The following is a 14707-nucleotide window of genomic DNA, read 5'->3' as shown; positions in this document are numbered from 1 at the left end:
TTGGAACTATCGACAAAATCCCTATATTCGGGGAAGGCCACGAAGGTCTGATTCGCACGGAATCGGACCGCTCGAAACGTGGCACGAAAACCTGGAAAGACCAATATCCGTATGACCGATCTGCCTGAAACCGAAACCGGCGCGAATGCCGAATATGGCGCTGATTCCATCAAGGTCCTGAAAGGCCTCGACGCTGTCCGCAAGCGGCCGGGCATGTATATCGGTGACACCGACGACGGTTCCGGTCTACACCACATGGTCTACGAGGTGGTGGACAATGCAATCGACGAGGCGCTGGCCGGCCATGCCGATATCGTTACCGTCACACTCAATGCCGATGGCTCCGTTACCGTTACGGACAATGGCCGCGGCATCCCGACCGATATCCATACGGGCGAGGGCATTTCGGCGGCTGAAGTCATCATGACGCAACTGCATGCCGGCGGTAAGTTCGACCAGAATTCCTACAAGGTTTCTGGCGGTCTGCACGGCGTCGGCGTCTCGGTCGTCAACGCACTTTCGGTGAAGCTGAAGCTCAAGATCAAGCGTCAGGGCAAGGTCCACGAGATCAACTTCACCCACGGCGTTGCGGACGCGCCGCTCAAGACCATCGGCGACAGCAATGGCGAGACCGGCACGGAAGTGACCTTCCTGCCGAGCAGCGAAACCTTCACCATGATCGAGTTCGATTACGGAACACTGGAGCATCGCCTGCGTGAGCTCGCTTTCCTCAATTCGGGCGTTCGCATCCTGCTTACCGACAAGCGGCATTCCGATATCCGCGAAACCGAAATGATTTACGATGGTGGGCTCGAGGCCTTCGTCGCCTATCTCGACCGCGCCAAGAAACCACTGGTGGCCAAGCCGGTCGCCATTCGCGGCGAAAAGGACGGCATCACCGTCGAAGTCGCCATGTGGTGGAACGACAGCTATCACGAGAACGTGCTCTGCTTCACCAACAATATTCCGCAGCGTGATGGTGGCACGCACATGGCCGGCTTCCGTGGCGCGCTCACCCGTCAGATCATTTCCTATGGTGACAGCTCCGGCATCATGAAGAAGGAAAAGGTGACGCTGACCGGCGAAGATTGCCGTGAAGGCCTGACGGCGGTTCTTTCGGTCAAGGTGCCGGACCCGAAATTCTCGTCGCAGACCAAGGACAAGCTGGTTTCCTCGGAAGTCCGCCCGGTCGTCGAAAGCCTCGTCAACGAAGCGCTGAGCGTCTGGCTGGAAGAACACCCGGGTGACGCGAAGATCCTCGTCGGCAAGGTCGTCGAAGCCGCCGCCGCCCGCGAAGCCGCCCGCAAGGCACGCGAACTGACGCGCCGCAAGGGCGCGCTCGACATTTCCTCGCTGCCCGGCAAACTGGCCGACTGTTCCGAACGCGATCCGGCAAAGTCCGAACTCTTCCTGGTGGAAGGGGACTCTGCGGGCGGCTCGGCAAAACAAGGCCGTTCGCGTGAAAACCAGGCGATCCTGCCGCTGCGCGGCAAGATTCTCAACGTCGAGCGCGCCCGCTTCGACAAGATGCTGTCGAGCCAGGAAATCGGCACGCTGATCACCGCCCTCGGTACCTCAATCGGCAAGGATGAGTTCAATCCGGAAAAGCTGCGCTATCACAAGATCATCATCATGACCGATGCTGATGTCGACGGCGCCCATATCCGTACCCTGCTTCTGACCTTCTTCTTCCGTCAGATGCCGGAACTGATCGAGCGCGGTCATCTCTACATCGCCCAGCCGCCGCTCTACAAGGTGGCGCGCGGCAAGTCGGCCCAGTATCTGAAGGACGAAAAGGCGCTCGAGGACTATCTGATCTCGATGGGTCTCGAAGATGCGTCTCTGCAATTGGGGTCGGGCGAGGTGCGCGCCGGCCAGGATCTGCGCGAAGTCATCCTCGACGCGCTACGCCTGCGCTCGCTGATCGATGGCCTGCATTCGCGCTACAGCCGCTCGGTCGTCGAGCAGGCGGCGATCGCCGGTGCGCTCAATCCGGAACTGAACAACAACCAGGCGCAGTCGGAAGCGACGGCCGCCGAGGTTGCCAAGCGGTTGGACCTCATCGCCGAGGAAACCGAGCGTGGCTGGCATGTCGCGGTCGCTGGCGACGGCGGCCTGAAATTCGAACGCATGGTGCGCGGCGTCAAGGAAGTCGCGTCGCTCGACATGGCGCTGATCGGCTCGCAAGATGCGCGCCATATCGACCAGATGGCATCGCGACTGAAGGAAATCTACGGCGTTCCGCCGGTCCTGCGCCGCAAGGAAGGCGCGCTGGAAATCAGCGGCCCGCGCGCGCTTCTCGACGCCATCTTCGCCAGTGGTCGCAAGGGCCTGTCGATGCAGCGTTACAAGGGGCTGGGCGAAATGAATGCCGAGCAGCTTTGGGAAACGACGCTTGATCCGAACGTCCGCTCGCTGCTGCAGGTCAAGGTCAACGACGCAACCGATGCGGATGGTTTGTTCTCGCGCCTGATGGGCGACGAAGTGGAGCCGCGCCGCGACTTCATCCAGGAAAACGCGCTGAGCGTCGCCAACCTCGATATTTGATCGGAAGTTATGCCGCGTAAAAAGCAAATGGCGCCGAAAGGCGCCATTTGCTCAGACTGCTGACAAAGTCATTTCCTGACGCCGCTGAAGGTTGCTTGGGTCATTCTGCGGCTACCGTTTCCTCCGTCATTCCTGTGCTTGTCACAGGAATCCAGCCAGCCCAAGTCCTTGGGCTGAAAGAGTCTTTTGACCCGACGGACGTCGGGTCGCTGGATTCCCGCCACAAGGGCGAGAATGACGGAGGGGTGGGTTGCCACGTCCTCAAACAACCAGCTTTGGAGTTTGTCAACAGTCTGAGCAAATGGCGCCGAAAGGTGCCATTTGCTTTTTGATCAGGCTTACCCCGTCATCCTCGGCCTCCGAGCCGAGGATCCACAGTCCGGGACATGGATGCTCGGCTCAAGGCCGAGCATGACGGAGTGGGTATCCGGCTTATCAATCGGCCTTGAACGAGCCATTGAAGGCGAGTTCGGAAAGAGGCCGGCGCGGGCTTGGGGTTTCGCGGGCCTGCAGGTAATCCGGCAACTGGGCCTTGTCGCCAAGACGGCCGATCGCGGCCGCGGCTTCGACGCGGTAGCCGTCCGGGATGCCGAGGATTTCGGTGGCTTTGTCGAAGTGCAAGCCGGTCATGCCATGGGCCTGGAAGCCGAGCAACTGGGCCTGATGGGCGATCGCACCCCAGGCAGCGCCGGTATCGAAGCTATGACTATGCGAGAGCTTGGCTTCATCGGAACCGGGCGCGACGAAATGTGTTTTCGAGATCATGATGACCAGCGCCGAAGCGGACTTTGCCCAACCCTGATTGAACTCGACGAGGATAGGGAAAATCTTGTCCCATTCCGACGTCTCACGCAGCGCGTAAACAAAGCGCCAGGGCTGCGAGTTGAACGCCGACGGCGCCCAGCGGCCGGCTTCGAGAATGGTCAAGAGCTCGGTTTCGGAAATGGTTTCGGCGGTGAAAGCGCGCGGGGACCAACGGTTGAGAAAGCTCGGCTCGATCGGATAATCGGCCTGACGGTGATTGCTGGCGGTTTTCATGGCATGTTCCTGACTTCAGAGATCGGACATCGAAGTTGCGTTGTCCGAAGGACGGACGAAGTCCGTATATAAAGATCAGTTATGCAGTCACTAGGCCGCGTTTTGGAGATATACCGTTTCTCCGATGTGAACAAACACTAGAATTTTCGTGCGATTGGTTCCGAGGCGTCGATGGAAAGACGATTCCGGGTCATTGTAGAAAATGAAAAAACTTGTATAAGTTCTGTAGATTTTTCCCAAGCAAAGGATTGCCGCCGATGACCGTGTCCCTGAAAGACCCTTCGCTGTTCCGCCAGGCTGCTCTGATCGGCGGCGAGTGGATCGAGGCCGACCCGAAAAATGCGATCGAGGTCAACAATCCCGCCACCGGCGAAATTATCGGCCTGGTACCGAAGCTCGGCGCCGCTGAAACCAAGGTTGCCATCGAGGTGGCCCGGATCGCCCAGAAGGCCTGGGCCGCCCGCACCGCCAAGGACCGTTGCGCTGTGCTGCGCAAATGGTTCGAACTGATGATCGAGAACAAGGACGATCTTGGCCGCATCCTGACGCTGGAGCAGGGCAAGCCGCTGGCCGAAGCCACTGGCGAAATCGTCTATGGCGCCAGCTTCATCGACTGGTTCGCCGAAGAGGGCCGCCGCATCTATGGCGACATCATTCCCGGCCATCAGCCCGACAAGCGCATCCTGGTGATGAAGCAGCCGATCGGCGTCGTTGCGGCGATCACGCCCTGGAACTTCCCGAACGCGATGATCACCCGCAAGGCCGGCCCGGCTTTCGCCGCCGGCTGCGCCATGGTGCTGAAGCCTGCATCGCAGACCCCCTATTCGGCTATCGCCATCGCCATCCTGGCGGAACGCGCCGGCCTTCCCAAGGGCCTGTTCAGCGTGGTTACCGGCTCGGCTGCCGCAATTGGTGGCGAAATGACCTCCAACCCGACGGTGCGCAAGCTGACCTTCACCGGCTCGACCGAAATCGGCATGCAACTCTACAAGCAGAGCGCGCCGACCATCAAGAAACTCGGTCTGGAACTGGGCGGCAACGCGCCGTTCATCGTCTTCGACGACGCGGATCTCGATGCCGCGGTCGAAGGCGCGCTGATCGCGAAATACCGCAACAACGGCCAGACCTGCGTCTGCGCCAACCGTATCTATGTGCAGGATGGCGTTTATGACGCGTTTGCGGAAAAACTGGCGGCTGCCGTTGGCAGGTTGAAGACCGGCAATGGCTTCGACGAGGGCGTCATCCTCGGGCCGCTGATCGACAAGGCGGCGCTTGCCAAGGTTGAGGAGCATATCGCCGACGCCACGGCCAAGGGTGCGCGGGTCATCCAGGGCGGCAAGAAGCATGCGCTCGGCGGCACATTCTTCGAGGCGACGATCCTCGCCGATGTCACCAGGGACATGGCCGTCGCGCGCGAGGAGACTTTTGGGCCGCTCGCTCCGCTGTTCCGCTTCAAGGACGAGGCCGATGTGATCGAGCAATCCAACGATACCGAGTTCGGCCTCGCATCCTATTTCTACGCCAAGGACCTGTCGCGCGTGTTCCGGGTCGCCGAAGCGCTGGAATACGGCATGGTCGGCGTCAATACCGGCCTGATCTCCACCGCCGAAGCACCGTTCGGCGGCGTCAAGCTCTCCGGCCTTGGCCGCGAGGGCTCGAAATACGGCATCGAGGAATTCGTCGAGGTCAAATATGTCTGCCTCGGCGGCATTGCCTGATCGGTGGATTTTCTGATGTAAATGAAGCCGGTGGGAGGAATTCCGCCGGTTTTTTTATATGGAAGTTGTTTGGCTGGTGAGGGCATCCCCCCACTCTCCGTCATCCCGGACTTGATCCGGGATCCAGCCACGCCGCGTCTGCGGCGTGAAAGAATTTATTCGTTGCGGACACGATTCTTCTCACCGCGCGGACGCGCGGTGGCTGGACTCCTGTGACAGGCACAGGAGTGACGGAGTCTGCGGATGCGCGTCCGCGCGAGGTTTCACCTCGGCAGGTACATCATAAATCCCGCCAACAGGTCATAATTTGCGGGTCCCTCGTGCCGGAAATCGCTTCACAGGCGGTCGCTCGACGTCTTAAGTACAGGCGTGACGACGCAAGGAGAACAACCGATGCCAGCCCCGAAAAATACCTTCAAGGCCGCGATCCGCGAGGAAAAGTTCCAACTGGGGCTCTGGGTGGCATTGGCGAGTGCTTATGCGGCGGAGGTGGTGTCGGAGAGCGGGTATGACTGGCTGCTGATCGACGGCGAGCATGGACCGAACGATCTGCCGCTGCTGTCGGCGCAGATCCAGGCGGTTTCGCGCTCGGGCAGCCATCCGATGGTGCGCCTGCCGGTCGGCGAGACCTGGATGATCAAGCAGGTGCTCGATACCGGCGCGCAGACGCTGCTGATCCCCATGGTCGAAAGCCTCGAACAGGCGCAGGCTTTGGTTCGCGCCGTCCGTTATCCGCCGCACGGCGTGCGCGGCGTCGGTGCGGCACTCGGCCGGGCGTCGCGGTTCAGCCGGATCGGCGACTACCTGCAGACGGCGAATGACGAGATCTGCCTGATCGTGCAGATCGAAAGCCGCGCCGGCCTTGCGGCGCTGGACGAGATCGCGGCGCTGGACGGGATCGACGGGCTGTTCATTGGCCCCTCGGATCTCGCGGCGGACATGGGATATCTCGGCCAGCCCGGCCATCCGGCCGTGACGGCGGCGATTGCCGATGCCTTTTCGCGGATCAAGCAGGCCGGAAAGGCGCGCGGCATCATGACGCTCGATCTTGCGCAAGCGCGGCTCTACCGCGACATGGGCGCGACCTTCATGGCGATCGGCACGGATGTGACCCTGCTGGTCAGCGCCACTGAGCGGCTGCGCGAGGATTTTCTCTCCGGCGGTGCCAGCGGGACAAAACCGGTGGCCGGCTATTGATCATCCGCCGCTGGCGATTTCCGAAAGGATCGGCATCGGGACATCCGGGCTCCAGACTTGGAAATCGGCAATGCGCCGGATGATCTTTTCGGCGTGATGGTTGGCAATGTCGCGGATCCGGTGTTCGAGGAACGGATTGCGGAACCGGTCGAGCGTCAGCGAGACGTAATCCTTGGCCTCGGCGCCGAGCCCCTTGGCGGCAAAACCCGGAATCACCTCGGTTTCATAAATTCGCATCAGCCTGGATAGGACATCTTCATCCTTGAGGATGGCCTTGACAGTCTCGTCCTGTGGCCGCCCCGTCTTCAGCCAGAGATCGGCCAGCACGGTATGGCCAAGATTGAGGATATGGAGCTTCAGTTTTTCGTAGGGCGTCAAATCGTCGACCAGCAGGACGAACGGATGGGTGCACGGGAGCTTCAGGCTCGGCTGGTTCTCGATCGCCCAGAGCGCATAGGGCTCCGCCACCGCGCCTGCCGGTTCCAGCGGTTCGGAGACGATCCGGTCGACCAGCGTGTTTCCCCAGACGACCTGCGTCGCAAGCCAGTCTGCAAAATCGGGATCGGCGACCCTATCCGTTTGCAGGCCGAGAATGACCTTTTTCAGCGTATCGCCGTTTCGCGCGACCAGTTCGCAGGGCAGGACCGTGAGTGGGCGGGCGTTGGCGCGAAAACGGGCTTCGAGCAGGAGCAGCAGTTTGCCGGGGAAGGAGGCCGGAACCGGTGTCTGCACATTGTCATCATCGACGCTGTAACCGGTATCACCGGTGTTGGAGATCAGGATTTCAGCTTCTTCGACAATGATCCGGCGGACCTCGTCCCAATCGTTGCCCGTGGAAAGCGCGCGTCCGACGCTTGTGACCCGGATTGTCCGGTCAACCTCCGCGCCACTGTCGATGCCACGCACGATCACGGGGAACCCGCCCGCCAAAGCTTTCAGCCGTCCCGCCCGTTCAGCGGAACCGGTTGTCTGGACGATGGTGATCTGACCCAGGGCCTCTCCCTTTTCGAGCGCTTCGCTGATGAAGAGATCGGCATGGGCCTGGAGAAAGCGGCTGGTTCCAAACTGGACGATAGGTGTGATCATGAAGCTAATGAATCCGGCTATTGAATGGATTGGAGCAAGGTTTCGCGGGCGGACTTCAGATGCGCCCGGCAGGCGGTCTCGACACGGACGGGATCGCGGGAGCGCAGGGCGGCGATATAATCCAGATGTTCCTCGAGCGCCCTGGCATTGCGTTCGCGCGCATTCGTCTTGTTCCACTGGTAGTGATAGTGGAAGACGATGGTGATGATGTCGTAGAAATCGACGATGAAGCGGTTACTGGACGACGTATGGACCAGCAGATGGAAGCGCTCGTCAAGTTCGGAGAATTCCTTGTAGCGATTGTCGATGTCGGCGAGAATTTCATGATGCAGCGCCTCGATCCGGTCGAGATCGCTCCAGGCCGGATGCTCGGGCAAAAGCGCCACGAAGCTTGCAGCCGAGCGCAGCTCGAACATTTCGCGCACTTCCGTCAATTCCAACGCGAACTCGCGGGTGAAACCTTTGAGGATCCAGTGGCTGTTCGGGCGTTTCTCGATCAGGCCGAAACGGCTGAAGCGGATCAGGAATTCGCGCACGCTGGTGGTGCCGGTGCCGATGTCGCGGGCCAGTTCCAGCTCGTTGATCTGCATGCCGGGCTCGGCGCCACCGGCGAGAATCCGGCGCATGAAGCTGCGCTCGATGATATCCGAGAGCGAATCGGTCTCGGAAACCGGATAGTAATCTTCAGACTTCGGCTGGCGCAGGACCACCTTCGCGCGCTTGTCCCAGGCGATGAGCTGCAACTCTTCCATGCGGGTCAGGATGGCGCGGATCGTCGTGCGGCTGACACCGAGCGTCGTGCCGAGTTCCGGTTCGGACGGCAATGTCGCGGTTTCCGCAAGCAGCTTGAGGCAGCGGTTGAAGGCGTCCTTGAAGACGGTATTCTGTTTCGCCATGGGGTTGCCGACCGGTTCTGGAGTTCTGTCATCGAGGCGGAAAATGTGTCGCGCTTCTCTAACCGGTCTGCCTGATCCTGTCTTTGGCCGAGTTTCGCTGAGTCATGGTTGTTTCCGTCCCTGATTGTTTTGCCGGATGCTTGCGCCCTGCTGCGTCCATCTCACCCGCATAATACCCATTGACGTTAATCTGTCTATTGTGGATAAAAGACAAAAGTGGATGGATGCATTCATCCGGACAAAATCCTCACGGGAGAGACCAAGGGTGACCGCACCTTCCTTCATCGTTCTGTCGCCGGACGACAATGTCGCCGTTGCTTCGCTCGCCATCGAGCCGGGCGGAGAATTGCCGGGCAGCGTTCGCGCATCGGGCAAGATCGATCCGGGCCACAAGGTGGCCATTCATCCGATCCGTGTCGGCGAGCCCGTCGTCAAATACGGGCAGGCGATCGGCCGGGCGACGGTCGAAATCGCGCCCGGTGATCATGTCCACTCACACAATCTCGCCTTCGACCAGGACCGCCTATCGATCGGCGCGCCGGTTCCGCCGGAAGCGGCGAATGTTGCCGACAAGGCCCGCACCTTCATGGGCTATCGCCGCGCCGACGGCCGTGCGGCGACACGCAATTTCATCGGCATCATCGCCAGCGTCAACTGTTCCACCACCGTCTGTCGCGCCATCGCCGAAGAGGCCAACAAGGTGATCCTGCCGCGTTACGAGGGCATCGACGGCTTCGTGCCGATCGTCCACGATCAAGGCTGCGGCATGAGCTCGACCGGCGACGGCATGAAGAACCTGCACAGGACGCTGGCCGGCTATACGCGTCATGTGAATTTTGGAGGTGTGCTGATGGTCGGCCTCGGCTGCGAGGTCAATCAGCTGACCCTTTACGGCCAGAGCGGCGGCGGTGCCGGCAAGCGCCATTTCAACATCCAGGATGCCGGCGGTTCGCGCCGCGCGGTCGCCCGGGCGCTCGGCGTGCTCGAGGAAATCGCGGCGGAAGTCGGAACCGCCCGGCGTATTCCCATCCCGGTCAGCGAAATCATCGTCGGCCTGCAATGCGGTGGCTCCGACGGGCTGTCGGGCATCACCGCCAATCCGGCGCTGGGCGCCGCCGTCGATATCCTCGCCGGTGCCGGCGGTACGGCGATCCTGTCGGAAACCTCGGAAATCTATGGCGCCGAACATCTGTTGCGCAGCCGCGCGGTCAATGATGGCGTGGCCGAAAAGCTGGACGGGCTGATTTCCTGGTGGGAGGAGTATGTGGCGATGCACGGCGCTTCGCTGGATAACAATCCCTCGCCCGGCAACAAGCGCGGTGGCCTGACGACCATTCTGGAGAAGTCGCTGGGTGCCGTTGCCAAGGGCGGCCGCTCGCCGCTGACGGCGGTCTATCATTATGCCGAGCGGGTAACGGAGCATGGCCTCGTGTTCATGGATACGCCCGGCTATGATCCGGTTTCGGCGACGGGGCAGGTCGCCGGCGGCGCCAATGTGATCACGTTCACCACCGGCCGTGGCAGCTGTTTCGGCTCGCGCCCATGCCCTTCGATCAAGCTCACCAGCAACACCGCGCTCTACAACGCGATGGAAGAGGACATGGATATCGACTGCGGCACCATCGCCACGGGAGATGCGACGATCGCCGGCATGGGCCGCGAAATCTTCGACCTGATCATCGATACCGCATCCGGCAAGAAGACCAAGAGCGAACTGTTCGGCTATGGCGACAATGAATTCGTGCCCTGGCACCTGGGCGCGACACTCTGACGGAACCCGGCGGAGCGGAGGAGACATGTGATGCAGACCAGAAAGATCGGCCGGACGGATCTGTCCGTCACCGAGTACAGTTTCGGCACCGCGCCGCTCGGCGGCATGTACCGCGCCTGCCCCTATGACGCCGCGATGGCGACGCTGGATGCTGCCTGGGAATCCGGCATCCGGTTCGTCGATACGGCGCCCTGGTATGGCTTCGGGCTGGCCGAGCGTCGCGTCGGCGATTTCCTGCGGGGCAAGCCGAAAGGCAGCTATGTCCTGTCGACCAAGGTCGGCCGGATTCAGCGGCCGGTTCCCGACGATCAGGTGCCGAGCTACGGCTTCGTCGATCCACTGCCTTTCGAGACCGATTATGATTATTCCTATGACGGCATCATGCGGTCGGTGGATTTCAGCTATGCGCGCCTCGGCCTCAATCGCATCGATATCCTGTTCGTCCACGATATCGGCGTCTACACGCATGGCGCCGCACGCAACGCCGTCTATCTGCGGCAATTGTTCGATGGCGGCCTGAAGGCTCTGGAAGAGCTGAAATCCTCAGGCGCGATATCGGCCTATGGGCTGGGCGTCAACGAAGTCCCCGTCTGCCTTGATGTGATGGCGCAGGCCGATCTCGACTGCATTCTTCTGGCCGGCCGATATACGCTGCTCGACCGTACTGCGACGGCGGAACTTCTGCCGCGGTGCGAAAGGAAAAAAACCTCGCTGGTCGTGGGCGGCGTGTTCAATTCCGGCATTCTCGCCACCGGCCCGGTGCCGGGATCGCATTTCGACTATATGCCGGCGACCCCGGAGGTTCTGGAAAAAGTGGCAGCGATGGAGGCGATCGCCGCGTCGCAAGGCCTGCCGCTTGCCGCACCCGCTATCCAGTTTCCGTTGCAGAGCCCTGTGGTCGCCTCGGTCCTGCTCGGAACGGCAAAACCGTCGAGCCTTGAGCGCAATATGGAACTGACCGAACGTCCGCTGCAGCCGTCGGATTTTTCGGCCTATGAGGCACATACGCTGGTGGCGCCGGAACTCGGAGAAGACGCCGTGCGCGTTTAGCCGGCTTTTCGATTAACAAAGGAAGACGTGAATGCTGAAGGGAATACATCCGTTGCTGGGGCCGGAATTGCTGCATGCGATCCGCACCATGGGCCATGGCGACGAGATCGTCATTGCCGACGCCAATTTTCCGGCGAGCACGATGGGTCCGCCGGTCGTGCGGGCGGACGGCGTCGATGCGCTTGCCATCACCGAAGCGATCCTGGCGCATATGCCGCTTGATACCTTCGTCGATGAATCTGCCTGGCGCATGGAAGTCGTCGGCGATCCGACGGCGGTGCCGGAAGTCTGCGCCCAGTTCCAGGAGTTGGTGAATAAGCTGGCCGGCGGTTTCCGGGTTGTTCCGATCGAGCGCTTTGCCTTCTACGAGCGTTCGCGCAAGGCGGCCTATATCGTCGCGACTACCGAATTCCGGCTCTACGGAAACATCATCTTGAAGAAGGGCGTGGTGCACCCGGAAGAACTTTATCGCGTGCGATAAGCGCGCGTCGGAACCGGCCTAGTGAGATGGGCCGGTTCGTCTTGACCATGAAAAACAAAGACTTGGCGTTGGGAGGAAATCAATGGCCAGGGATACGGACAACGGCTTGCAATTTCAAAAATGCTGAGATAGCTTGCCCTTGTAAAATGTTTTTTATGGATAAAAGATCGAACTGTCCGCGCCTTGCTGTTCGGTCTGAGGAGAACTTAACAAGTCGCTGTTGGAGGAGAACAACACCATGACCCTTATGAAGCACATCCTGTCGCGCCGGGCATTCACCAGCCTTGCTGGCGCCGCCGTATTCGCAACCATGATGCCGATGACCTCGTTCGCGCAGGACGTCACCATCCCGATCATCGTCAAGGACACGACCTCGTTCTACTGGCAGATCGTTCTGGCCGGCGCCCGCGCCGCGGGCAAGGATCTCGGCGTCAACGTGCCGGAACTCGGCGCGCAGTCGGAATCGGACATCAATGGCCAGATCAGCATTCTTGAAAACGCCGTTGCTGGCGCTCCGGCCGCCGTCGTCATCTCGCCGACGGAATTCAAGGCGCTCGGCAAGCCGATCGACGAAGCCGCCAAGTCCGTTCCGATCATCGGCATTGACTCGGGCGCTGACTCGAAGGCGTTCACATCCTTCTTGACGACCGACAACGTCCAGGGCGGCCGTATCGCCGCTGACGGCCTGGCTGCCGCCATCAAGGAAGCAACCGGCAAGGAAGAGGGCGAAATCGCCATCATCACCAGCCTGCCCGGCGTGGGCTCCCTCGACCAGCGCCATGAAGGCTTCGTCGAAGTCATCGGTGCGAAATATCCGGGCCTGAAAATCGTCGCCGACAAGTATGCCGACGGCCAGGCAACCACCGGCCTCAACATGATGACAGACCTGATCACGGCCAATCCGAATCTCGTTGGCGTGTTCGCGTCCAACCTGATCATGGCGCAGGGCGTTGGTCAGGCAATCGCCGAAAACAAGCTCGGCGACAAGATCAAGGTCATCGGCTTCGACTCGGACGAAAAGACGGTCGGCTTCCTCAAGGAAGGCGTTCTCGCCGGCCTCGTCGTGCAGGATCCGTACCGCATGGGCTATGACGGCATCAAGACCGCTCTTGCCGCTTCCAAGAAGGAAAAGGTCGAGGCCAATGTCGATACCGGCGCAAACCTGGTGACCAAGGCCAATATGGCCGATCCGAAGATCGACGCCCTTCTGAACCCGAAGATCTAATGATCCTGGCCGGCGGCGGACTGATGTTCTCACAGAGCTTCCGTTCTGCCGCCTGTCGCATAATCTGATTTCGACCTGTTTCAGCCCGGCTCTGCCGGGTTGAGGCAGCTTCGGATCCGGGGAGGAGCCCGCCATGACAGGACTGTACGATGTCAGCCACCGGCACGAGGATGGCGCGGGCGGGGTAGCCAAGCATCCCGTTCCCAAGGGCCAGCCGATCCTGGAACTGCGTGGCCTGCAGAAGAAATACGGTGCCGTCGAAGCGTTGAAGCCGGCCAATATCACCTTCCTGTCCGGCGAAATCCACGCGATCGTCGGCGAAAACGGCGCGGGAAAATCGACACTGATCAAGCTCCTGACCGGTGTCATCCGCCGCACGGCCGGCGAGGTCTTCTGGTGCGGCGATCCAGTGCAGCTCTCCACGCCCAATGAGGCGATTTCGCGCGGCATCAACGCCGTGCACCAGGAAGTCGTGCTCTGCCGACACCTGACGGTGGCCGCCAACATGTTCCTCGGCGACGAGATGAACAAGAACGGCCTGATGCGCAAACGCGCCATGACCGATGCCGCCCAGGTCGTGCTCAACGATCTCGGCTTCAATCTTCCAGCAGGCGCGCTGCTCAGCGACCTGACGATCGGCCAGCAGCAGCTGGTGGCGACGGCGCGCGCGGCGATGCGCGGCACGCAATTCCTGATTTTCGACGAGCCGACCGCCTATCTGACGCGTCAGGAATCGGCGCAGCTGTTCCGGCTCATTCGCCGGCTACAGGCGGAAGGCGTCACCATCGTCTATATCAGCCACCGCATGGAGGAAGTGTTCGAACTCGCCGACCGTGTCTCAGTCCTGCGCGACGGCACCCATATCGGCACGCGCAATATCGCCGAGACCAACGATGCCGAACTGATTTCAATGATGATCAACCGGACGATCGAGCAGATCTACCACAAGGAAACCCTGCCGATCGGCGCGACCATTGTCGAGACACACGGCCTGTCAGGTCCCGGTTTCGAGGATGTCTCGCTGTCGGTCCGGGCCGGCGAGATCGTCGGTCTCTACGGCCTGATCGGCGCCGGTCGCAGCGAATTTGCGCTCGGTCTCTACGGCCGCCAGCCGGTTTCGACGGGGGAAATCCACTGGCAGGGCCAGAAGGTCGACATCCGCAACGAACGCATAGCCATGGATCTCGGCATCGCGCTGGCGCCGGAAAGCCGCCGCGACCAGGGGCTTTGCCTCAACCTGCCGATCGGCCTCAACATCAATCTGCCGGTGTTCGACCGGCTGACCAGCGGTTTCACCATCAATCGCCGCCGCGAGACAGAGAATGCCGACCGGCAGATCAACGACCTGAAGATCAAGACGCCGACGCGCCGGGTGCTGGCATCCGCCATGTCCGGCGGCAACCAGCAGAAGATCGTCATCGGCAAGTGGCTGAGCCACGGCGCCAAGCTGTTCATCTTCGACGAGCCGACCGTCGGCGTCGATGTCGGCACCAAGGCGGAAATCTACCGGCTGTTTGCCCGGCTGCTGGAACAGGGCGCGGGCATCATCCTGATCTCGTCCTATCTGCCCGAGGTCTACGAACTTGCCGACCGGCTGCATGTCTTCCGGCAGGGAAAGCTGGTGGCCAGCCACACCTATCGTAGCGCATCGCACGAGGAAGTGCTGACGCAGGCGATCGGCGTCTAGAATCTTGAAAA

At 61.1% G+C, this 14707-nt stretch carries 11 protein-coding genes; 8 read left to right on the top strand and 3 right to left on the bottom strand.

Annotation, left to right across the window (positions count from 1 at the left end):
• The first annotated feature begins 111 nt into the window (after window positions 1–111).
• A complete protein-coding gene (gyrB, locus tag ACST81_RS02185) occupies window positions 112–2547 on the top strand; it encodes a DNA topoisomerase (ATP-hydrolyzing) subunit B (RefSeq protein WP_438751169.1) in 2436 nt (811 codons plus the stop codon).
• A 435-nt stretch (window positions 2548–2982) separates the two neighbouring features.
• Here gyrB and ACST81_RS02180 read toward each other — a convergent pair whose 3' ends face one another.
• Window positions 2983–3585 (bottom strand): nitroreductase family protein, encoded by a 603-nt coding sequence (locus ACST81_RS02180; RefSeq protein ID WP_438751168.1) that lies wholly within the window; start codon window positions 3583–3585, stop codon window positions 2983–2985.
• 263 nt (window positions 3586–3848) lie between these two features.
• Here ACST81_RS02180 and gabD point away from each other — a divergent pair, with 263 nt between their 5' ends.
• Together gabD and ACST81_RS02170 are read left to right on the top strand one after the other, a co-directional pair.
• Window positions 3849–5303 carry an NADP-dependent succinate-semialdehyde dehydrogenase gene (gabD, locus tag ACST81_RS02175; RefSeq protein WP_438753332.1) on the top strand — a complete coding sequence of 485 codons (1455 nt, stop codon included), beginning with the start codon at window positions 3849–3851 and terminating at the stop codon, window positions 5301–5303.
• 393 nt (window positions 5304–5696) lie between these two features.
• A complete protein-coding gene (locus ACST81_RS02170) occupies window positions 5697–6500 on the top strand; it encodes an aldolase/citrate lyase family protein (RefSeq protein WP_438751167.1) in 804 nt (267 codons plus the stop codon).
• Here ACST81_RS02170 and ACST81_RS02165 read toward each other — a convergent pair whose 3' ends face one another.
• A complete protein-coding gene (locus ACST81_RS02165; RefSeq protein WP_438751166.1) occupies window positions 6501–7586 on the bottom strand; it encodes a mannitol dehydrogenase family protein in 1086 nt (361 codons plus the stop codon).
• A 17-nt stretch (window positions 7587–7603) separates the two neighbouring features.
• Window positions 7604–8482, bottom strand: a complete 879-nt coding sequence (locus tag ACST81_RS02160) for a GntR family transcriptional regulator (protein WP_438751165.1) — start codon at window positions 8480–8482, stop codon at window positions 7604–7606.
• Window positions 8483–8747: 265 nt separating this feature from the next.
• On the opposite strand from ACST81_RS02160, the gene ACST81_RS02155 reads away from it, so the two are divergent.
• From ACST81_RS02155 to ACST81_RS02135, 5 genes are all read left to right on the top strand, one after another.
• The gene (locus ACST81_RS02155) at window positions 8748–10253 is read left to right on the top strand and encodes a UxaA family hydrolase (protein ID WP_438751163.1); all 1506 of its coding nucleotides are present in this window, start codon (window positions 8748–8750) and stop codon (window positions 10251–10253) included.
• Between the two features lie 30 nt (window positions 10254–10283).
• Window positions 10284–11303 (top strand): aldo/keto reductase, encoded by a 1020-nt coding sequence (locus ACST81_RS02150; protein WP_438751162.1) that lies wholly within the window; start codon window positions 10284–10286, stop codon window positions 11301–11303.
• Window positions 11304–11334: 31 nt separating this feature from the next.
• A complete protein-coding gene (locus ACST81_RS02145; protein ID WP_438751161.1) occupies window positions 11335–11784 on the top strand; it encodes an RbsD/FucU family protein in 450 nt (149 codons plus the stop codon).
• A 238-nt stretch (window positions 11785–12022) separates the two neighbouring features.
• Window positions 12023–13009: an ABC transporter substrate-binding protein gene (locus ACST81_RS02140; RefSeq protein ID WP_438751160.1), complete on the top strand. Its 987-nt coding sequence runs from the start codon at window positions 12023–12025 to the stop codon at window positions 13007–13009.
• Between the two features lie 133 nt (window positions 13010–13142).
• Window positions 13143–14696, top strand: a complete 1554-nt coding sequence (locus ACST81_RS02135) for a sugar ABC transporter ATP-binding protein (protein ID WP_438751159.1) — start codon at window positions 13143–13145, stop codon at window positions 14694–14696.
• Window positions 14697–14707 lie beyond the last annotated feature (11 nt).

The organism is Pararhizobium sp. O133, from assembly GCF_051669845.1.
Taxonomy (GTDB): domain Bacteria; phylum Pseudomonadota; class Alphaproteobacteria; order Rhizobiales; family Rhizobiaceae; genus Pararhizobium.
Note: the sequence above shows the minus strand (reverse complement) of the source record. Positions and strands in the feature narration are given on the sequence as shown.